Raw genomic sequence first — 21,931 nt, 5'->3', positions numbered from 1 at the left:
AGAACCATGCAAAACTATCAAATTTATATTACATTCGGGTTATATCTGCTGATTATTTTGGGGATAGGCGTTTATGCTTACCGCTCCACACAAAATTTTGACGACTACATTTTAGGCGGGCGCAAAATGGGCAGCTTCGTCACGGCAATGTCCGCCGGCGCTTCCGATATGTCCGGCTGGTTGCTGATGGGCTTGCCGGGGGCGATCTTTTTATCCGGACTGTCGGAGGCTTGGATCGCCGTCGGCTTGACGATCGGCGCTTATTTGAATTATCGGGTGGTGGCAGCCCGCTTGCGGATTTTTACCGAAAAATATAAAAATGCGCTCACCTTACCGGAATTTTTTGCGCAGCGTTTTCCGCAACAAAAGAAAGCGCTGAAAATCATCTCTTCTTCGATTATTCTGTTTTTCTTCACCATCTATTGCGCTTCCGGTGTCGTTGCTGGCGCAAAATTGTTTCAAAGCCTGCTGGGGCTGGATTATTCGACCGCACTTTGGCTGGGCGCGCTGGCAACCATCACCTACACCTTTATCGGCGGCTATCTGGCGGTCTCTTGGAGCGATACCATTCAAGCCACGCTAATGATTTTTGCCCTATTGCTGGCGCCGGTGATGGTGTTGCTGCATTTAACCTGGGAAGATATCAATTTGGCATTAACCGCAAAATCGGAAATGACCGGTATTCCATACGCCAACTGGCTGCACAATGTATCCGGCATCGGCGTGATCTCGGCGCTGGCTTGGGGGTTGGGCTATTTCGGACAGCCGCATATTTTAGCCCGTTTCATGGCGGCGGACTCGGTGCAATCGTTGCAAAATGCGCGCAGAATCGGGATTACTTGGATGTTTTTATGTCTTGGCGGCGCGGTGGCGGTCGGTTATTTCGGCTTGGCCTATTTTAGCGCCAATCAAATCCCGTTAGATAACGCCGAATCGGTGTTTATTGAATTATCCCGTTTGATGTTTAATCCTTGGATCGTCGGCATTGTACTGTCCGCTATTTTGGCGGCGGTGATGAGCACCTTATCCGCACAATTACTGATGTGTTCCGCTGCAGTAACGGAAGATTTCTATAAAGGTTTTCTGCGCAAAACCGCCTCCAGCAATGAGCTGGTCTGGGTCGGGCGCTTTATGGTTTTGGTGATTTCCGCCGTTGCAATTCTTATCGCCCAAGATCCCTCTTCCGGCGTGATGAAGCTGGTGTCTTATGCGTGGGCAGGGTTCGGCGCCGCGTTCGGACCGGTGGTGATTTTATCGCTGTTTAACCGCAATATCACCTCGTCGGCCGCCTTGTGGGGCATGATTTGCGGCGCGGTGACGGTGGTGGCTTGGAGTCCGTTAATGCAGTATCTCGGTTGGACGGATTTGGCGAAACTGTATGAAATTATTCCGGGCTTTTTAATCTGCTCTTTCATCACCATTACCTCATCGCTGTTTTCTACGGAAGATAGCGCAGTCGCCGAACAATTTGACCAAGCGTTGGTAGAGTTTAACCTGCGTTCGAAGGGCTAGCTTAGCCTTTCATTTTACCCGGTAAAATCCCTTGGAACAGCTCACGGCTTTTCAAGGGTTGGCTGCCGAGATAAGGTTTCAGCGCCATACGGGTAAAGCGTTTGGCGGCTTGCAGGATATGTTTTTGTTCGGCACCCAATTTGTCGAATGCTAAGCTGGCGAAGATCAGCAGTTCGTCGCCGTAAAAGGTTTGGTTGTTTTTGAGCAGCGAGGCAATAAAGCCCTGTTCGGCACGGTACTGATAGCTCATCTGCGGCTCAACCGGCAAGCCCGAACCGGCGCAATGCAGAAAATCCACACCGTAACCGAGCGTTTGTAGCAGCTGAAACTCGAATTTGCGCAAAAACGGTTCGACACTTTTGGCTTGCGTATTTTGCCCTGTTAGCGTACTTTGCGAGGCGGCAAGTGCGGTCAGGCAGTGCAGGTAATCCTGAAACAGTTGCGGATAGGGCGTTTCATTTTCGATCACACGGCAGACTAACTCATTGATATAAAAAGCGCTGTAAAGTGCGGTATGCTCCAACGGCAACGCCAGCGAAACCGCTTCGGCTTTGGTCAGAATTTTCAAATCACCTTTGCCCGTCCAACGCAGCAACAACGGTGTAAACGGCTGCAACAGGCTTTTCAACGCCGAACGCTTCGCCCGCGCCCCTTTCGCCAGCACGGTCAAACGTCCGCTCTCTTCGGTGAAAAGATCGACTAACAGACTGGTTTCATTATAGGGTCTGCGGTGTAACACAAACCCTCGTTGCCATGTTTCGATAATGTTTGTCCTGTTTGCGGGTGAGAGGTTATTTTACTAAAAAGTGCGGTTGGGGGGAACGTTATTCTGTTTTGCTATTTATAGTACATTTTTTCAACGCCAACAAACAGCCGCCCAGGACAATCATCGCTCCAATTGCTTGCGGTATCGTTATTTTTTCCCCTAACGTAAAATAGCCGACCACGGCGGTGGCGAGCGGGACAAGCAGTTGGATTAAATTAAATGCCACCACCCCTTGTTTTTGCACAATATAAAACGCCAGTAGCATTCCGCTTAACATGCCATAAATACCGGAGAGGGCTAGGGCAATTAATAAGCCGTCGCTAACTGTGCTTAATTGATTTATTTTTCCGTCGGCGATTGCTATGCTTAAGAAAATAAATCCGGCGATGGTGGCGGTTGTGGTGCTGATAATAATGACGTTCAATTTGGCGGCGATATCTTTGACAATGACATTTTGTAAGGATTGAATCAAAATCGCACCGGTGAGAAATAGTGCGCCGGAAATAAAATCCGCACTTTGGCTTCCGCTGCCGGCTTGATTGCCGTAGAAAACGAAAAGTAGCGAGCCGATGACGGCTGACAATCCGCCGAGATAAAAAGTGCGGTGTTGAATGTTGCGCCGTTCGTCCGGATAAAACAGGGCGATGATGAGAATGCCGAGCGGCATCGCCAAAATACCGAAAATACTGCCGGTTAGAGCACTGGTATGGCGTAATCCGTTTATAAAACAGTACATATTGGCGGTCATGAATAATCCGAGTGCGCTTAATTTTAAAATTAAAATCGGATCGCTCAAGCTGTTTTTTAAGGCTATTCTAAATTTGAACAGGCAGATGAGCAATAAAAACAATCCGCCGCAAATAAAGCGCACGGCATTATTATTTAACGTATCGAAATGCAGACTCATATAGCGCATAATAGGAAAACCGAAGCCCATTAATAAAATATAGATTATCCGAATTCGATATTCATTTTCCATTGTTTTTCCACTATGCCACTTCTTTTGATTAGGTGTTATAAAAGTCCGGCTTTATTTTTGTTTTATTTTAAAGACGGCGTTTGCAGATTATTATTTTATTGATTATGTTATACCGACTGAATGCGTTTTAACATAATTATTTTTTAAACAGTAGAAAAATAATATGATGAGATGGTGCGTGCTTGCGGGGAAAACGGCGTGATTTTTATGGCTGGACATATCATAAATTTCTTACATGGGGCTCAGCATGCAAAATCGTTAATTCAACAAGGAACTATCGGCAAAGTGCTGTTTCTCAATCTGGAGTTTGACGACAACCGTTTCGCCTTCGCTAAAAAAACCGCGATCGGATTGAATCTGACCGCGGTTGTGCGATAAAAGTGCGGTTAGTCTTTATGCTGGCGCATTGCTGGGAACAAAATCACATCACGAATTGACGGTGAGTTGGAGAAGATCATCGCCAAGCGGTCGATGCCCAAGCCTTCGCCGGCGGTCGGTGGCAAGCCGTGTTCCAGTGCGACCACGAAATCTTCGTCTTTGAACATCGCTTCGTCATCGCCGGCTTCTTTGGCGGCGACCTGTGCGTCAAAGCGGGCGTTTTGATCTTCGGCGTCGTTGAGTTCCGAGAAACCGTTGCCGATTTCGCGTCCGCCGATAAACAGTTCGAAGCGATCGGTCACCTCCGGATTTTCATCATTACGCCGTGCCAACGGCGAAATTTCTGCCGGGTGTGCCATTAAGAAAGTCGGCTGAATCAAATGGTGTTCCGCCACTTCTTCGAAAATCGCATTGATAATACCGCCTAAGCCCCATGATTTTTGCACTTCGATGCCCAATGTTGCCGCCAGAGCTTTGGCTTGGGCGAAATCTTGCAACTGCTCAGGTTGGATATTGTCGCCGTATTTCAGAATGGCGTCGGTCATGGTCAAACGTTCGAACGGTTTGCCGAAATCAAAGGTGTATTCGCCGTACGGTACGGTGGTTGTGCCTAAAATATCCAGCGCCAGTTTGCGCAGCAATTCTTCGGTGTTGTCCATCAAATCGTGGTAATCAGCGTAGGCTTGGTAGTACTCCAACATGGTGAATTCCGGGTTGTGGCGTACCGACACGCCCTCGTTGCGGAAGTTGCGGTTCAGCTCAAACACCCGCTCGAAGCCGCCGACAACTAAGCGTTTCAAATACAACTCCGGTGCAATCCGCAGGTACATATCAATATCTAAGGCGTTGTGATGGGTCACAAACGGACGCGCCGCCGCACCGCCGGGGATCACTTGCAACATCGGCGTTTCCACTTCCATAAAGCCTTTATCGAGGAAGAATTGGCGGATACCGCTGATCACTTTGGAACGAATCACAAAGGCACGACGCGAATCGTCGTTGCTGATTAAATCCAAATAACGTTGGCGGTAACGAGTTTCCTGATCGCTCAAGCCGTGGAATTTGTCCGGCAACGGGCGCAGGGCTTTGGTCAGCAGCTCAAGTGCGGTGCAGCGCACGGTCAGCTCGCCGGTTTTGGTTTTGAACAGCGTACCTTTGGCGCCGACGATATCGCCCAAATCCAACAGCGACATCAAGTTTTCATATTCGCCTTCCGCCAGCAGATCGCGCGCCACATACAGCTGGATTTTACCGCTCATATCTTGCAGGGTGATAAAACTGGCTTTGCCCATTTTGCGGCGGGTCATGATTCGTCCGGCAACGCTGACTGCAATTTCTTGCGCTTTTAATGTGTCGCCGTCTTGGCTTTCATATTGGCTGTGCAGCTCTTGCGCCAAATGCTCACGACGAAAATCGTTAGGGAACGGATTGCCTTGTTGGCGAAGTGCGGTCAGTTTTTCACGACGCACCAGCATTTCACCGTGCAGATCCAGTTCCGGAAGTTGTTGTTCTGACATAATGTGTATCCCTTAGGTTTATTTCAATATTCGGTTACAAACCGGCTTTTAAGCTGGCTTCGATAAATTTATCCAAATCGCCGTCCAACACCGCTTGGGTATTGCGATTTTCAACGCCGGTGCGCAAGTCTTTGATACGCGCGTCGTCCAATACATACGAGCGGATTTGGCTGCCCCAGCCGATGTCGGATTTGCTGTCTTCCAACGCTTGTTTTTCGGCGTTTTTCTTTTGCAGTTCCATTTCGTACAACTTGGCTTTCAACTGCTTCATACACTGATCTTTATTTTTGTGCTGCGAACGGTCGTTTTGGCACTGCACCACGATTCCGCTCGGAATGTGGGTGATCCGCACCGCACTTTCGGTACGGTTGACGTGCTGTCCGCCGGCACCGGAGGCGCGGTAAACGTCAATGCGCAAATCCGCCGGATTGATCTCGATGTCAATATCGTCATCGATTTCGGGATAGACGAACACCGCACTGAACGAAGTATGGCGGCGGTTGTTGGAGTCAAACGGGCTTTTGCGCACTAAGCGGTGAATGCCGGTTTCGGTGCGTAACCAGCCGAAGGCGTATTCGCCGCTGACCCGAATGGTGGCGGATTTGATTCCGGCGACATCGCCGTCGGAGGCTTCCATCAATTCGGTTTTAAAGCCTTTGCTTTCCGCCCAACGCAGGTACATACGCACTAGCATTTCGGTCCAGTCCTGCGCTTCCGTACCCCCCGAACCGGCCTGCAAATCGACATAGCAATCGGCGCTGTCGTGCTCACCACTGAACATACGGCGGAACTCCAGTTGTGCCAATTTGGCTTCCAACTCTTGCAGCTCGGCAACCGCTTCGTCAAAGGTATCTTGGTCGTCGGCTTCGATCGCCAATTCCAACAGCCCTTCGGCATCTTGCAAGCCTTGATCCAAAGTGCGGATTGTTTCCACCACCGCTTCCAGCGCCGAGCGTTCTTTGCCTAACGCTTGCGCTTTTTCCGGCTCGTTCCACACGTCGGGCTGTTCTAATTCGGCGTTAACCTCTTCCAATCGTTCGACTTTTCCGTCGAAGTCAAAGATACCCCCGAAGAATATCGGTGCGTTGGCTGAGATCGCTGATTTGGTTTTTTACGGGATTAATTTCAAACATTCTAAATAACCGATTATAAATTGACTATAAAAGGGCGAATTATATGATATTTGGCGACGATTTAACAGGTGCAATTCCGTTTGTCGCGCTTAAGTGCGGTTTGGTCGGTTGGCGACGCCATTTTTTATTTGTTAACGGTTTATGTTATAGTTGCAGCGTTTTTTAACATTTTGTATAAATTATAAACAAAGGTCAACAAGCCCTAATTTCTGTACAGGAGGAACAATGAAGTCAGAATTAAACAGCAGCAAATTATCCTATCGCGATCGTATGGCGGTGGAGGAGCACGAGCGTTTAAGTCCGCGCTTGTTGTATGAAATTATCCGCCAAGACGGGATTGAAGAGTTGTCGCGTCCGACCAAAGCGTTGCTCTTTTCCGGTATTACCGCCGGTTTGGTGATTACGTTTTCTTTTATTTTCAAAGCGGTGTTCACTGCCTATACGCCGGACGAACCTTGGGCACCGTTGATTACCAATATGGGCTACACCGTCGGCTTTTTGCTGGTGATTTTAGGGCGTATGCAGTTGTTTACCGAAAACACGATTACAACGGTGGTGCCACTGTTTAATCCGTTGAGTATTAAGAAGTTGCTGGCGGTGGCGAAATTATGGGCGACGGTGTTCGGCGCGAATTTAATCGGTACGACCTTGGCGGCGTTTTTTTTACAGAATCACCATGTTTTCAATCCGGAATTTGTGGTGGCGATGAATGAAATAGCCCACCACGTCGCTTCGATGTCGGTGAGCGACAATATTCTGCGCGGTATTCCGGCCGGCATTTTGATTGCTTCGGTGGTGTGGATGATGCCGACCGTCGGCAACGGCAAATTCATCATGATTTTCTTCTTTATTTACCTGATTGCGCTGGGCGATTTCACTCATGTGGTGGTCGGTTCGGCGGAAATGGCGTATCTGGTGATTCAAGGCGATGCCAACCTGTACGACTATTTCGTCACCTTTTTAGGTCCGACGGCGCTGGGCAATATTCTTGGCGGAACCGTCGTCTTTACCATTATGATTTACGGTCAGGTCACTGACGAAATTGGTAGAAAATAAGTTTTGAACAGCGGGCGGATCAATGACGATCCGCCCAAACCGCACTTTTCCTGCTTATCCTGTCTATTCCCCACTTGTCTGCTTTTTATGCGTTAGATCATATTTTATTTCACTTGAGATTTTGCAATCGGCTAGTTGCGATTATTTGACCTATTTCCGCTTATTAAATGAGAATAATATTCAATTGCGAATCGGTGTCGTATAGCGATGGCAATCATACCGCTTTGCCGAGTCTTTTTAGGGGCATTTTTTAATTATTGGTTTAATAATGAGGTCAACATGAGTGTTAATATCATCAAAATGGCGGCAGAATTTCTTGCCGGTAAACAGCGTGTATTTATCAATTTTATCCGTATTGCAATTTGTATCGTGATGCTGTGGATCGGCGGGCTGAAGGCTTTTCAATATGAAGCGGACGGCATTGTCCATTTCGTTTCCAACAGTCCTTTTATGAGTTTTTTCTATAATAACAGTCAAAATATGGTAGAAAATGATAAAGGGGAATTGGTCAAAGAATATACGCTGTACAAAAATCCGGAAGGCAAAATGGTGCAGAAAAACATCGACTGGCATAAAGAAAACGGTACTTATCCGTTCTCCTATGGGCTTGGTGCGGTGATTGTCACCATCGGCTTGCTGACTTTATCGGGTATTTGGAATTCGACGACCGGCATGCTCGGCGGTTTGCTGACGTTCGGCATGTCGATAGTTACGCTTTCATTTTTGATTACCACGCCGGAGACTTATGTGCTGAATTTGGGCGGAGATTTGCCGACGCCGAATTACGGCTTTCCGTATTTATCGGGGGCAGGGCGCTTGATTTTGAAAGATATTATTATGATGGCAGGCGGATTGATTGCCGCATCGGAATGTGCGCAGCGTTTTCTGAAAAGCAAAGCGTAGCCAAAATAAACAAGGGTGGATTAATACCACCCTTGCTTGTTTCAAGCCGAACGCTATTCCGGCGGGAATAAAAACGGATTGACCGCACTTTTGGCGTAACCCATTTTTTCCATTTCATCATCAAGAAACAGGCTGGCCAGATCATCGGCAACCGCTTCCACATCAGGATTTTTATCCTGGTACAGCGCCTTGAGATAACTGTGGCAATCGTCGCAACTTTCGCTTTTTACCGCGTTGTCGGAATCAAGTGTCCAGTAGTTCAGTTTGCCGCCCTGTTCGCAGTTGCTGCATTTCACCCGTACCATATGCCATTCGCTTTCGCATAACGAACAGTGCAGATAGCGCGTGCCTTGCGCTTCGCCGATATGGATCATACTGGCGACGGGCGCCGAACTGCAAACCGGACAGAATTGGCGGTTTTCGCCCAGTTCGGTTTTGGCATGGTGCGGAATTTGCTGCACTAGCTGTGTCCAATACAGTGACAGCGCCGCCCACAGAAAAATTGCCTTATCGCTTTGATTCGGCAAGCAGTTATCGCGTAACAGCTGATCCGCCAAGTCGTTTAACTCGTTGTTCGAGGCTTTTTCCAGCCATTCGATAGTGGCGAGAATGGTGTCGTTGGCGTGCGGTTTGATCTGTTGTAACAGTTGTTGTAACAGGTCTATCCAAATCGGATCGCGCTGCCAGTTTTTCCAGTGTAGCGGCTGTCGGCTGAGTAGATCGGCGTTGTCTTTGACCGCACTTAGGCGATCGTCCGCTGCAATCGGCGCATTTTGTAACAACGCCAATTGGGCATCGGCGATGTTGGCGCAAAAACGCAGATAATTTTGCAACGGGTGGTTTTCACTCAGTTTGCGCAAACGTGCGGCGCGGCGTTGGTAAAGGTTTTTCGGGTTGGCGAAAAGTAGCGGTGGGGCAAAGAACCCCGCCGCTGCCTGTTTGATTTCGCTTTCCGCTAAGATGCGAATACTCATTCTTTATGCTCTTGTTTTTCTTTATTTGGTTTGGAAGATTGGCGTTCTTCTTTTTCCAATTCCGGCAGAATGGATTCACGGAACCAACGCGGGTGGTGTTTTTTCGCCCAGCGTGCGGTAACCCAGCCTTCAACCATGCCGGTAATCGAACCTCTGACCCAAATCGCCATATAAATATGCACCATAATCCCCAGAATCAGAGCAATGGCACTGGTGGCGTGCAACAAGAGAGCAATCCGAATCACCGGAATCGGGAAGTTTTCGGCAAAATACGGTCGCCAGATGATGATGCCGGTGACTAATAAAATCAGCAACGCCATAATCAGTGTCCAGAACAGCAATTTCTGTCCCATATTGTAGTGGCCGACATCGGCAACGTGATGTTCGTTGCCTTTCAATACTTCCACCACATTGAACAGCCATTGCCAGTCGCCTTTTTCGATCAGGTTATCGCGCCAGTAGTGTTTTGCCAAAATACTGAACGCGACGATCATAATCAAACCGGTGAACGGGTGCAAAACCCGCGCCAGTTGCGGCGTGCCCAATACTTCGGCAATCCAGGCGAAATCAGCAAAGAAAAACGACAAGCCGGAAAGTGCGGTCATAAAAAAGCACAGCACTAACAGCCAGTGGCTCAACCGCTCTTTCAGGTTGTGGCGAATAACTTTTCTGTTTAAATCAACCATCATTATTCTCCTTTTCCATGTGGATCAAGCGGTTTTTGAATCTCATCATCGTCTTCTTCGGTGTTTGGACCGATGCCGATATAGTGGGCGGCGGAGGCGATTGCCAATGCTCCCATTGCCATACCGGCGAGTGGTTTCAAAATGCCTTTCCATAAGCTGACGACCGGACTGATCGACGGATCCTGCGGTAAGCCTGAATACAATGTCGGTTTGTCCGCATGGTGCAGTACATACATCACATGGGTTCCGCCCACGCCTTGTGGATCGTACAAGCCGGCATTTTCATAGCCGCGTGCTTTCAGATCCTCGATGCGGGTTTCGGCGTACTGTTTCATGGCTTCCTTGCTACCGAAATGAATCGCACCGGTCGGACAGGTTTTCACGCACGCCGGCTCTTGACCGACATTGACGCGATCAGAGCATAAGGTGCATTTGTAAGCGCGGTTGTCTTCCGGATTAATACGCGGAATGTTGAACGGGCAACCGGCGATACAGTAACCGCAGCCGATACATTTATCCGATTGGAAATCGACGATACCGTTGGCATATTGGATAATCGCCCCCGGTGCAGGGCAGGCTTTTAAACAGCCCGGCTCGGCACAGTGCATACAACCGTCTTTGCGGATCAGCCATTCCAGACGATCGTCTTCTTCCACCTCGTTAAACTTCATTACCGTCCACGATTTGGCGGTCAAGTCAATCGGATTGTCGTACACGCCGGTACAAATTCCCGGTGTGTCGCGCAAGTCGTTCCATTCGGAACAGGCGACCTGACAGGCTTTACAGCCGATACAGGCACTGACATCAATCAGCTTGGCGACTTCGACCTTATGATTCCGCGTGTGTGGCGGCGGGGTTAAGGTTGAAGTCGCAGAGGCGTTAATAATATCTTGGGTTTGAACTGCCATATTAAGCCCCCGTTACTTTTTCAATGTTGACCAGGAACGTTTTAAATTCCGGTGTTTGCGTATTGGCATCACCGACACTTGGGGTCAGGTTATTGGCAAAGAAGCCTTTTTTACCCACGCCGGCAAAGCCCCAGTGAATCGGTATACCGATGGTGTGAATGGTTTTGCCGTCCACTTGCAGCTCTTTGATCCGCTTGGTGACAACAGCCACCGCCTTGATATAGCCGCGTTTGGAGAACACTTTCACCTCATCGCCGTGCTTGATGCCTTTTTCAGCCGCCAAGACTTCACCCATTTCGATAAACTGCTCCGGTTGGGCGATTACGTTTAACAGCGCATTTTTGGTCCAATAGTGGAAGTGTTCGGTTAAACGGTAAGTCGTTGCCACATAAGGGAATTCACCGGCATCACCCATCGTTTTCTGATCGTTCGGCAGAATTCGCGCCGCCGGATTGTGAATCACATTCGGGTGCAACGGATTGGTGCCGATCGGGCTCTCAATCGGTTCGTAATGCTCAGGGAACGGGCCTTCCGCCATTTTGTCAATCGCAAACAGACGGCTGACACCTTCCGGTTGCATGATAAACGGCGTGACATTGCTGCCCGGCGGAGCGGTGGTATAGTCGGCAATATCGGTATAGTTCCAGTTTTTGCCGTTCCATTTCACCAATTGGCGGGTCGGATCCCACGGATTACCCTGACGGTCGGCAGAAGCGCGGTTATAGATCACCCGACGGTTCAGCGGCCATGCGAACGCCCAACCTAAGGTATTGCCCAAGCCCGACGGATCGGAGTTGTCACGCCGCGCCATCATATTGCCTTGTTCCGTCCATTGTCCGGTATAGATCCAACAGCCGGACGAGGTTGTGCCGTCGTCACGCAGTTGGGCAAAACTGGAAAGCAGTTCGCCTTTTTTGACCAGCACGTTGCCGTTTTCGTCTTTCAGATCTTCCAGCGCATAACCGTTGTTCTCTTTTGCCAGCTCTTCTGCACGCGGCTCTAGCGGATTGAGATAGCTCCACTGCATGGCATTAAGCTGTTCGATGCCCTGACCGCCCTCTTTTTGATATAAGTGCAGCAGGTATTCGCGCAATTCGGAGAGAATTTCAACGTCCGGCTTGGCTTCTTGCGGTTGATCACTGCCTTTCCAGTGCCATTGCAGCCAGCGGCCGGAGTTGGCAATCGAACCGTCTTCTTCGGTGAAACAGGTGGTCGGCAAACGGAACACTTCGGTTTGAATCGATTCGGTGTCGACATCGTTATATTCGCCGTAGTTCTGCCAGAAATCCGAGGTATCGGTTTTCAACGGATCGAAAATCACCAAATATTTCAATTTGCTAAGTGCGGTCATCATTTTCGCCCGATTCGGATAAGAGGCAATCGGGTTGAAACCTTGGCACAGATAGCCGTTGACTTTGCCCTCAAACATCATATCGATGTAGCGGAAGTGGTCGTAAGCGCCGTCGATTTTCGGCAGGTAGTGATAGCCGAATTCATTATCTTTGGTCGCTTTGTCACCAAAGAACGTTTTTAGCAGGCTGATAAAGAATTTCGGCGTGTTTTTCCAATAGTTGACTTGGTCTTTCTGGGTCATTTTTGGCGTGATCCGATTTAAGAACACGTCTAAGGAGGTATCTTTATCGGTCGGCAACGGCATATAACCGGTTAGCATATGCGGAAATAAACCCAAATCGGTGATACCCTGCACGTTGGAGTGACCGCGCAACGCATTCACGCCGCCGCCGGCAACGCCGATATTACCCAACAACAGTTGGATCATCGCCATGGTACGGATATTTTGTGAACCGACGGTATGTTGGGTCCAACCTAACGCATATAAGAAGGTGGCGTTTTTATTCCGAGCAGAGGTTTTGGCAATCTCTTCACAGAAATGTAGGAAATCCTTCTGCTTCGTGCCGCAAATCCGTTCTACCATTTCCGGTGTATAGCGGGAAACGTGTTCTTTCAACAGATTAATCACACAACGCGGATCTTGTAATGTCGGATCCTGTTTGGCGAAGCCGTTTTCGTCAAACTGATAGTTCCAAGTGGATTTATTGTATTGATGTTTGTCTTCGTCATAGCCGCTAAACAGCCCGTCTTCAAAGGCAAATCCCTCATCGACCAAATAACTGGCGTTGGTGTAGTGCTGTACATATTCATGCTGGATTTTATCGTTGTCCAACAAATACTTAATCACACCTGACAGGAAGGCGATATCGGTACCAGAACGGATCGGCGAATAGAAATCCGCAACCGCAGCAGTCCGGTTAAAACGGGGATCGATCACCATCAGCTTCGCGCCGCGGCGTTTTTTCGCTTCGATAACCCAGCGGAAACCGACAGGGTGTGCTTCGGCGGCGTTACCGCCCATTACAATCACTAAATCCGCATTGGCGATATCCGCCCAATGGTTTGTCATCGCACCGCGACCAAATGATGGAGCAAGACTTGCTACCGTTGGTCCGTGTCAGATACTCGCCTGGTTATTGATTGAAATCATGCCGAGCGCACGCGCCCATTTTTGGCTTAACAATCCGGTCTCATTACTGGAGGCGGAAGCCATCAGCATTCCGGTGGTCAGCCAGCGATTGACCGGCAAGCCGTCGGCGTTGGTCGGAATAAAATTGGCGTCGCGGTCATCTTTCATCAAGCGGGCAATACGCTCATAGGCTTCGTGCCAACTGATACGTTTCCACTCTTTGGAACCGGGTGCACGGTATTCCGGATATTGAACGCGACGTTCACTATTCACATAATCCAGTGCGCCCGCACCTTTCGGACAAAGAGCACCACGGCTGACCGGATGGTCGGCGTCGCCTTCGATATGGATCAATTTTTCGCGGGCATTCATCGCCCCGTCGCCTACGCTGTAGAGCAACATGCCGCAGCCAACGGCACAGTAAGTACAGGTGTTGCGTGTTTCACGCGCGCGCAAGAGTTTATATGAACGGGGCGCAGCCAAGGCGCTAGCCGGAGCAAAACCCAATGCGGCAGCGGTGGTTCCCGCCATCCCACTTGCACAAACTTTAAAGAATTTTCTTCTGCTGAGTTGCATAAGAACCTCTCAAGATTGTGAGATTTAGAGTAAAATAAAAAAAGTTCGTTTTAAGGTTGTAATAAAAATGTAAAATACGTTACATTCATCTGCTAGCTTACTCCTGTTCAAAATCTGACGCAACAGGCAAACGTATTTTATGTAATCTAGATCAAGAAGATATTCCGCTATTTTTGTGAACTGCGTCAGAATGATAAAAATTTACCTATTTTTGATTAAGGGAAAGACGTTGTTAACATTAAAAACAAGAAACGTAAGTGTTTTCATGCCGAACGGGGAGTCCGACGAACGAAAACCGCACTTTGAGGACAAGACAGATTGCTTGGCAACGGAAGTGCCGGTTGCCTTGGTGTATAACGGTATTGCCCATACCGTAATGCTGTGCAGCCCAGCGGATTTGGCGGATTTTGCCTTAGGCTTTTCGCTGGCGGAAGGCATTGTCGAAAAACCGAGTGAGATTTATTCAATAGAAGTCAAGACTGTCAGCAACGGCATTGAAGTGCAAATCGAGATGGCAAGCCGCTGTTTCGTACAACTGAAAGAAAAACGCCGCACCCTTGCCGGACGCACCGGCTGCGGCTTGTGTGGTGTGGAGCAGTTGCAGCACGTCACCCGTCCATTGCCGGCGCTTGACCGCACTTTGCAGTTTGATCCGACTAAACTCAACGACTGTCTGCAACAGCTGCAACAAGCGCAACGACTGGCACAACAAAGCGGCGCTACTCATGCCGCCGCCTTCTTTAACTTAAACGGCGAATTACTGGCAATCCGTGAAGATGTCGGCAGACATGTGGCGTTGGATAAACTGCTCGGTTGGCACGCGCAACAAAAACAAAAGTGCGGTCAGCTGCAAGGTATTGTTCTGGTGACTAGCCGTGCCAGTTACGAAATGGTACAAAAAAGCGTCGCCTGCGGCATCGAAATCTTAGTCGCCGTCTCTGCCGCCACCGACTTCGCTGTCAACCTCGCCGAACAACACAACCTTTCCCTGATCGGCTTCGCCCGTGAAAATCGCGCCACGGTGTATTGCGGCGAAGAGCGGTTTGATTGCAGCGAGTGATAATTTAATCCGCACTTCAACCGCACTTTTGCTACAATACCGTTCAAATTCATCAAATAGAAAAGTGATCATTTATGACAGCCAAAATTGCCGAAAATCCGTTTATTTTAGTCGACGGTTCTTCTTATCTCTACCGTGCCTTTCACGCCTTTCCGCCGTTGACCAACTCGCTCGGCGAGCCGACGGGGGCGATGTACGGCGTGTTGAATATGCTGAAAAGCCTGATTTCACAAGCCAATCCGCGTTATCTGGCGGTGGTGTTTGATGCCAAAGGCAAAACCTTCCGCGATGATCTGTTCGAACAGTATAAATCGCACCGTCCGCCGATGCCGGACGATTTGCGTAAACAGATTCAACCGCTGCACGGCATTATCAAAGCGTTGGGCATTCCGTTGCTGGTGATCGACGGCGTGGAAGCCGATGATGTGATCGGCACGCTGGCGTTGCGCGCGTCAAAGTGCGGTCAGAAAGTGTTGATCAGCACTGGCGATAAAGATATGGCGCAGTTGGTGGACGACAACATTATGTTGATCAACACCATGAACAACACGTTGTTGGATCGCGACGGCGTGATCGAAAAATATGGCATTCCGCCGGAATTGATCATTGATTATCTGGCGTTGCGCGGCGACAGTTCGGACAATATTCCGGGTGTTGCCGGCGTGGGCGAAAAAACCGCACTTGGGCTGCTACAAGGCATCGGCAGTATGCAGCAGATTTATGCCAACTTGGATAAAGTCGCCGATCTGCCGATTCGCGGTGCGAAAAAATTGGGCGATAAATTAGCCGAAGCCAAAGAGATGGCGGAGTTATCCTATCTGCTTGCCACGATTAAAACCGACGTTGAATTGGCGCTGTCTTACGACCAATTGACCATGCAAGCGGCGCAAACCGACGAGCTGATCGAAGCCTTCGGGCGTTATGAATTTAAGCGTTGGCTGAATGATATTCTGCAAAACGGCAGCAGCTCGGTGACTGCGGCGGAAGCGCCGACAGGCAAATTCAACGGCTACCAAGCCACGCCGAAAGCCGCCGAAAGTGCGGTGCAAGCGCCGCCAGCGATTGAAATCGACCGCACGTTGTACCAAACCCTGCTCAGTGAAGCGGAATTGCAAACTTGGCTAAACAAATTAAACCAAGCCGATTTGATTGCAATCGATACCGAAACCGACAGTTTGGATTATATGCAAGCCAATCTGGTTGGCATTTCCTTTGCGCTGACAAACGGCGAGGCGGCGTATTTACCGTTGCAGCACCGTTATTTAGACGCACCGCCACAGCTGGATTTGCAGACCGCACTTGCCGCCTTAAAACCGATTTTAGAAAATCCGAAGATTCAAAAAGTCGGGCAGAATATCAAATACGATGAAACCATTTTCTATCGTCATGGTATCCGCCTGCAAGGGATCGCCTATGACACCATGCTCGAATCTTACACCCTCGACAGCACCGGTCGGCACAATATGGATGATTTGGCGAAACGTTATCTGGGACACGATACCATTACCTTTGAAATGTTGGCGGGCAAAGGCAAAAACCAGCTGACGTTCGATCAAATTCCGCTGGAACAGGCGGCGGAATATGCGGCGGAAGATGCCGACATCACCATGAAACTGCACCAAACCTTATGGCAAAAAGTGCAAGCCGAGCCGACCTTGGTCGAGCTGTTTGAAAAATTGGAAATGCCGCTGGTGTCGGTGTTGTCCAGCATTGAGCGCAATGGCGTGTTGCTCGACAGCGATTTATTGTTCCAACAATCGAATGAAATTGCCGCGCGCTTAACCCAACTGGAACAACAGGCGCACGAACTGGCGGGGCAGAGCTTCAATTTGGCTTCAACCAAGCAGCTGCAAGAGATTCTGTTTGGCAAATTGGGACTGCCGATCCTGAAAAAAACGCCGAAAGGCGCGCCGTCAACCAACGAAGAGGTGTTGGAGGAGCTGGCGTATGAACATGAATTACCGAAAATTTTGGTGCAACATCGCGGCTTGAGCAAGCTGAAATCGACTTACACCGATAAATTGCCGTTGATGGTGGACAAAGACAGCGGACGGGTACACACCTCTTATCACCAAGCGGTGACGATCACCGGACGCTTGTCGTCGAGCGATCCGAATCTGCAAAATATCCCGATTCGCACCGAAGAGGGACGGCGTATCCGCAAGGCGTTTATCGCCGACAAAGGCAATAAAATCATCGCCGCCGACTATTCGCAAATCGAATTGCGCATTATGGCGCATCTTTCCGACGATGCCGGTTTAAACAATGCGTTTGCGGAAGGCAAAGACATTCACCGTGCCACTGCCGCCGAGATTTTCGGCGTGCCTTTGGAGCAAGTAACAAGCGAACAACGCCGCAGTGCCAAAGCGATAAATTTCGGTTTGATTTACGGCATGAGCGCCTTTGGTTTGGCACGCCAACTGGGCATTGCGCGCGGACAGGCACAACAATATATCGATCTCTATTTCCAGCGTTATCCGGGCGTGCAGACCTTTATGAGTGAGATTCAGCAAAAAGCGCGCGAGCAAGGTTTTGTCGAAACCCTGTTTAAACGCCGTTTATACTTGCCGGAGATCAAATCGTCCAACGCTATGCGGCGCAAGGGAGCCGAGCGCGTGGCGATCAACGCCCCAATGCAAGGTACGGCGGCGGACATTATCAAACGGGCGATGTTATTGATCGACAACGAAATCCGCCACAGCGACGAAATCAAAATGATCATGCAGGTACACGATGAACTGGTGTTCGAAGTGCGGTCGGATAAAGTGGATTTCTACGCCGAACGGATTAAAACCCTGATGGAACAAGCCGCCGAACTCAGCGTGCCACTGATTGCCGAAGTCGGTATCGGTGATAATTGGGACGAAGCGCATTAATAGGATTTACTATGAAATACAAAAACCTACGCGATTTTATTGATTTATTGGAACAACAGGGCGAGTTGAAACGCATTTCATATCCGATTGATCCGCATTTGGAAATGACCGAAATTGCCGACCGCACTTTGCGCTTGGGCGGACCGGCGCTGCTGTTTGAAAATCCGGTTGGTTATGATATTCCGGTGTTGTGCAACCTGTTCGGCACGGCACGGCGGGTGGCGCTGGGCATGGGACAGGAAGATGTCACCGCCTTGCGTGATGTCGGTAAACTGCTGGCTTTTTTAAAAGAGCCGGATCCGCCGAAAGGCTTTAAAGATCTGATCGACAAACTGCCGCAGTTCAAACAGGTGTTGAATATGCCGACTAAAGTGCTGAGCAAAGCTGATTGTCAGCAGGTGGTTTGGCAGGGAGAAGATGTCGATCTATATAAACTGCCGATTATGCATTGCTGGCCGGAGGATATCGCGCCGCTTGTGACGTGGGGCTTAACCGTGACCAAGGGTCCGTATAAAAAACGGCAGAATTTGGGCATTTATCGTCAGCAATTAATCGCTAAAAACAAATTAATTATGCGTTGGTTGTCCCATCGCGGCGGCGCGTTGGATTTCCACGAGTGGAAAGAGGCGCACCCGAACGAGCCGTTTCCGGTGTCGGTGGCATTGGGCGCCGATCCGGCGACTATCTTAAGTGCGGTCACACCGATTCCCGACAGCTTGTCGGAATATGCCTTCGCCGGTTTATTACGCGGCAATAAAAGCGAAGTGGTGAAATCACTTTCCAATGACTTGGAAGTACCAGCGGGGGCGGAAATGGTGCTGGAGGGCTATATTGATCCGGACGAAACCGCACTTGAAGGTCCTTACGGCGATCACACCGGTTATTACAACGAGCAGGAATATTTTCCGGTGTTCACCGTCACCCATATCACCATGCGGCAAAATCCGATTTACCACTCCACCTACACCGGCCGTCCGCCTGATGAACCGGCGGTGCTGGGCGAGGCGTTGAATGAAGTGTTTATCCCGATTTTGCAAAAACAGTTTCCGGAAATCGTCGATTTCTATCTGCCGCCGGAAGGCTGCTCTTACCGCTTGGCAGTGGTGACCATCAAAAAACAATATCCGGGACATGCCAAACGGGTGATGATGGGGATTTGGTCGTTTTTACGCCAATTTATGTACACCAAATTCGTGATTGTGTGCGATGACGATATTAACGCGCGTGACTGGAAAGACGTGATCTGGGCGATCACCACCCGCAGCGATCCGGCGCGCGATTGCACCATTATCGAGCACACGCCGATTGATTATCTGGATTTTGCTTCTCCGATCGCCGGCTTGGGATCGAAGATGGGTATTGACGCCACCAACAAGTGGCAAGGTGAAACTAACAGAGAATGGGGCAATCCAATCACAAAAAATCAAGATATTGTGAAAAAAATAGACGAAATATGGGAAGATTTGGCTATTCTTTAGAAAAAATATAGTTTAGAATAAAAATCCTCTACGGCAAAAAGACCATAGAGGATTTTTTATTACAACTATAATATTCATAAAACACACACAACACATATTGAAACAAAGAAGGAAAACCCATGAGCAATTTAATCTCCCTTGACGATTTTTTGGCACAACTGGCGAAACGCGACGGACACCAACCGGAATTTTTGCAGGCGGCAAAAGAAGTTTTCACTTCAGTATGGCCATTTATCCAAGCGAACCCGAAATATGCTTCGCAAGGTTTATTGGAGCGCTTGGTTGAGCCGGAGCGTGCGTTCCAGTTCCGAGTGGCGTGGACGGACGACAACGGACAAGTGCAAGTCAACCGTGCTTTCCGTGTACAATTCAATAGCGCGATCGGACCGTACAAAGGCGGCATGCGTTTCCACCCTTCAGTCAACCTGTCAATCTTAAAATTCTTAGGCTTCGAACAAATCTTCAAAAATGCGTTAACTACCTTGCCGATGGGCGGTGGTAAAGGCGGTTCCGACTTCGATCCGAAAGGCAAATCCGACGCAGAAGTGATGCGTTTCTGCCAAGCGTTAATTACCGAATTATACCGTCATATCGGACCGGACACCGACGTACCGGCAGGCGACATCGGCGTAGGCGGACGTGAAGTCGGTTACTTGGCGGGTTATATGAAAAAATTATCCAACCAAGCCGCCTGCGTATTCACCGGCCGCGGTTTGTCTTTCGGCGGTTCATTGATTCGCCCTGAAGCGACAGGCTACGGCTTGGTTTACTTCGCCCAAGCGATGTTGGAAGAAAAAGGACAATCCTTTGCCGGTAAAACCGTTTCCGTTTCCGGCTCGGGCAACGTAGCGCAATATGCAATTGAAAAAGCGTTGGAATTGGGTGCGAAAGTGGTGACTTGTTCCGACAGCGCAGGTTATGTGTATGACAAAGACGGTTTTACCACGGAAAAATTAGCGGCATTGCAAGAGATCAAAGAAGTGAAACGTGGTCGCGTGAAAGATTATGCCGAACAATTTGGCTTGGAATACCACGCCGGTCAGCGTCCTTGGGGCGTGAAAGCGGATATCGCCCTGCCGTGCGCCACGCAAAACGAATTAGAGTTAGCCGACGCGGAAACCTTAATTGCCAACGGCGTACAATTAGTGGCGGAAGGCGCAAACATGCCGACCACGATTGAAGCGACCGACCGTTTCTTAGAGGCAAATGTGTTGTTCGGACCGGGCAAAGCCGCCAACGCCGGCGGCGTGGCAACTTCCGGTTTGGAAATGGCGCAAAGCTCACAGCGTTTATACTGGACGCGTGAAGAAGTTGATGCGCAATTAAAACGGATTATGTTGGATATCCACGCCAACTGTAAAAAATACGGCACAAGCGAAGGTCAAGCCAATATCAACTATGTGGTCGGTGCCAACGTTGCCGGTTTCGTCAAAGTGGCTGACGCGATGCTCGCGCAAGGTGTGTTCTAAGCATTAAGACCGCACTTTTATCTTCTAATCAAAACCGAAAGGCATTTGTCTTTCGGTTTTTTAGGCGTAGTAGACAAAATTATTGGTATTTTTGAGATTCGGCCCTATAAGATTTATATGAAAAACTACTATAATACCTCTGTTATAATGAAATTTTAGCAAACCATGGAAAAGTTCTATAGTAATCGAGAAAATTCTGAATTTGTTGCTCATTTTCAGTTTGATTCGAAAGTATTTGAAATTTTAATTTTTCAATAATTTTTTTGGGATCACCACATTCGGGTAAGTTTTCTTCAATTAATAACCTTTCTTTGATGGATAAAACAGGTAAGTTAATATTGTGCAGCACTTCATTCGTATAGTTTGGATCATTGATAGATTTTCCTTCAGCATAGAACTTCCAGTGAGGTAATCTACTTCTTTCTTTAAAATTATTTAGTTTATTGCTGTTATTTTCTAATAATATTCCTGTTAAAGAAACCATTTCTTGTCCATCTTTATAACTACAATATAAAATAATGTGAGGATTGAGATCATGAGCTTGGCAACCTTTCTTAATAGCATTTTCACAAATTTTCAAAATACAACTAGGAAAGTATTTGGTAGTCATATCTTGTGGTGAAAGGTTGGATGGTAGAAATTCAGCTTCATTTATTTTTTCTTTAAATTCTTTGAGTCGGTACTCTTGTAGATCATCATTAGCTTCTTGGTTTGATGGTTTTCCTAAATTACTTACATGAGCATTTAGGGTTATTTTAAAAATATCATTTGGGCTGAGTTTCTCAATAAGATTTTGAATTTCAATTAACTGATTGCCATAATCTGGTTTTGTATAATCTAACCAGATTATTAATGCACTATTTTTTTGATCGAAATCATGGCTACTGATAAAATCAGCTGAAGATTTGTGTTCAAATCTTATACATGATAGAGGTTTATTGAAAAGTTGTCGCCTATGGACATTGATGTCTTCTTCGATAGAAATCATATTCTTAATTTTTAGCTCTCTATGAATAATCTTAAAATCTTCAAGGAAAGGTCCTCCAAATCCAATATATTCATAATCAGAAATGTTCTTATAATTATTAATTTTATTTAAAATGTCAATAAATAAAATTCTATCTATAGCCTTATTTTGCCTTAAGTGATAAGGTAATGTCCCACCTGAGCTCATTTAA

At 48.3% G+C, this 21,931-nt stretch carries 17 protein-coding genes; 8 read left to right on the top strand and 9 right to left on the bottom strand.

Annotation, left to right across the window (positions count from 1 at the left end; all coding sequences use genetic code 11):
• The first annotated feature begins 6 nt into the window (after positions 1-6).
• Complete coding sequence (putP, locus tag B8880_RS01790; protein ID WP_084255709.1) at positions 7-1,512, top strand: sodium/proline symporter PutP; 1,506 nt, start codon at positions 7-9, stop codon at positions 1,510-1,512.
• A gap of 1 nt (position 1,513) precedes the next feature.
• Here the strand turns inward: putP and recO are convergent, their stop codons facing one another.
• Both recO and B8880_RS01780 read right to left on the bottom strand, forming a co-directional pair.
• On the bottom strand, positions 1,514-2,278 hold the full coding sequence (recO, locus tag B8880_RS01785) for a DNA repair protein RecO (protein WP_084255708.1): 765 nt from the start codon (positions 2,276-2,278) through the stop codon (positions 1,514-1,516).
• 58 nt (positions 2,279-2,336) lie between these two features.
• Positions 2,337-3,257 carry a DMT family transporter gene (locus B8880_RS01780; protein WP_084255707.1) on the bottom strand — a complete coding sequence of 307 codons (921 nt, stop codon included), beginning with the start codon at positions 3,255-3,257 and terminating at the stop codon, positions 2,337-2,339.
• Positions 3,258-3,464: 207 nt separating this feature from the next.
• Between B8880_RS01780 and B8880_RS14815 the strand changes: the two genes are divergently transcribed.
• A complete protein-coding gene (locus B8880_RS14815) occupies positions 3,465-3,635 on the top strand; it encodes a hypothetical protein (RefSeq protein ID WP_244165589.1) in 171 nt (56 codons plus the stop codon).
• 8 nt (positions 3,636-3,643) lie between these two features.
• Here B8880_RS14815 and lysS read toward each other — a convergent pair whose 3' ends face one another.
• Both lysS and prfB read right to left on the bottom strand, forming a co-directional pair.
• Complete coding sequence (lysS, locus tag B8880_RS01770) at positions 3,644-5,152, bottom strand: lysine--tRNA ligase (RefSeq protein WP_084255705.1); 1,509 nt, start codon at positions 5,150-5,152, stop codon at positions 3,644-3,646.
• A gap of 34 nt (positions 5,153-5,186) precedes the next feature.
• A protein-coding gene (gene prfB, locus B8880_RS01765) for a peptide chain release factor 2 (protein ID WP_115306333.1) occupies positions 5,187-6,285 on the bottom strand; the annotation gives its coding sequence in 2 pieces (ribosomal slippage) (positions 5,187-6,209 and positions 6,211-6,285; 1,098 coding nt in all).
• Between the two features lie 225 nt (positions 6,286-6,510).
• Between prfB and B8880_RS01760 the strand changes: the two genes are divergently transcribed.
• Both B8880_RS01760 and B8880_RS01755 read left to right on the top strand, forming a co-directional pair.
• Positions 6,511-7,341, top strand: a complete 831-nt coding sequence (locus B8880_RS01760; protein ID WP_084255704.1) for a formate/nitrite transporter family protein — start codon at positions 6,511-6,513, stop codon at positions 7,339-7,341.
• A 279-nt stretch (positions 7,342-7,620) separates the two neighbouring features.
• A complete protein-coding gene (locus tag B8880_RS01755; protein WP_084255703.1) occupies positions 7,621-8,244 on the top strand; it encodes a DUF417 family protein in 624 nt (207 codons plus the stop codon).
• 53 nt (positions 8,245-8,297) lie between these two features.
• On the opposite strand, the gene fdhE is transcribed toward B8880_RS01755, so the two are convergent.
• The 4 genes from fdhE to fdnG are packed head-to-tail and all read right to left on the bottom strand — an operon-like array spanning position 8,298 to position 13,870.
• The gene (gene fdhE / locus B8880_RS01750) at positions 8,298-9,218 is read right to left on the bottom strand and encodes a formate dehydrogenase accessory protein FdhE (protein ID WP_084255702.1); all 921 of its coding nucleotides are present in this window, start codon (positions 9,216-9,218) and stop codon (positions 8,298-8,300) included.
• Positions 9,215-9,904: a formate dehydrogenase subunit gamma gene (locus B8880_RS01745; protein WP_084255909.1), complete on the bottom strand. Its 690-nt coding sequence runs from the start codon at positions 9,902-9,904 to the stop codon at positions 9,215-9,217. The genes fdhE and B8880_RS01745 overlap by 4 nt, the downstream gene beginning before the upstream one ends.
• A gap of 2 nt (positions 9,905-9,906) precedes the next feature.
• A complete protein-coding gene (gene fdxH, locus B8880_RS01740) occupies positions 9,907-10,812 on the bottom strand; it encodes a formate dehydrogenase subunit beta (RefSeq protein WP_084255701.1) in 906 nt (301 codons plus the stop codon).
• Position 10,813: 1 nt separating this feature from the next.
• Positions 10,814-13,870 (bottom strand): formate dehydrogenase-N subunit alpha, encoded by a 3,057-nt coding sequence (gene fdnG, locus B8880_RS01735; protein ID WP_143933384.1) that lies wholly within the window; start codon positions 13,868-13,870, stop codon positions 10,814-10,816.
• A 265-nt stretch (positions 13,871-14,135) separates the two neighbouring features.
• Between fdnG and fdhD the strand changes: the two genes are divergently transcribed.
• The 4 genes from fdhD (at position 14,136) to gdhA (ending at position 20,753) form a co-directional block, all read left to right on the top strand.
• Complete coding sequence (fdhD, locus tag B8880_RS01725; protein ID WP_084255698.1) at positions 14,136-14,930, top strand: formate dehydrogenase accessory sulfurtransferase FdhD; 795 nt, start codon at positions 14,136-14,138, stop codon at positions 14,928-14,930.
• Positions 14,931-15,004: 74 nt separating this feature from the next.
• Complete coding sequence (gene polA, locus B8880_RS01720; protein ID WP_084255697.1) at positions 15,005-17,806, top strand: DNA polymerase I; 2,802 nt, start codon at positions 15,005-15,007, stop codon at positions 17,804-17,806.
• 11 nt (positions 17,807-17,817) lie between these two features.
• Positions 17,818-19,284, top strand: a complete 1,467-nt coding sequence (ubiD, locus tag B8880_RS01715) for a 4-hydroxy-3-polyprenylbenzoate decarboxylase (protein ID WP_084255696.1) — start codon at positions 17,818-17,820, stop codon at positions 19,282-19,284.
• A 119-nt stretch (positions 19,285-19,403) separates the two neighbouring features.
• The gene (gene gdhA, locus B8880_RS01710; RefSeq protein WP_084255695.1) at positions 19,404-20,753 is read left to right on the top strand and encodes an NADP-specific glutamate dehydrogenase; all 1,350 of its coding nucleotides are present in this window, start codon (positions 19,404-19,406) and stop codon (positions 20,751-20,753) included.
• A gap of 142 nt (positions 20,754-20,895) precedes the next feature.
• Here gdhA and B8880_RS01705 read toward each other — a convergent pair whose 3' ends face one another.
• Complete coding sequence (locus tag B8880_RS01705; RefSeq protein ID WP_084255694.1) at positions 20,896-21,927, bottom strand: O-methyltransferase; 1,032 nt, start codon at positions 21,925-21,927, stop codon at positions 20,896-20,898.
• Between the last annotated feature and the right edge of the window lie 4 nt (positions 21,928-21,931).

The sequence above is a fragment of the Pasteurella testudinis DSM 23072 genome, from assembly GCF_900176075.1.
In the GTDB taxonomy this organism is placed as follows: Bacteria; Pseudomonadota; Gammaproteobacteria; order Enterobacterales; family Pasteurellaceae; genus Chelonobacter; species Chelonobacter testudinis.
This window is presented reverse-complemented; position numbering and strand designations above follow the sequence as displayed.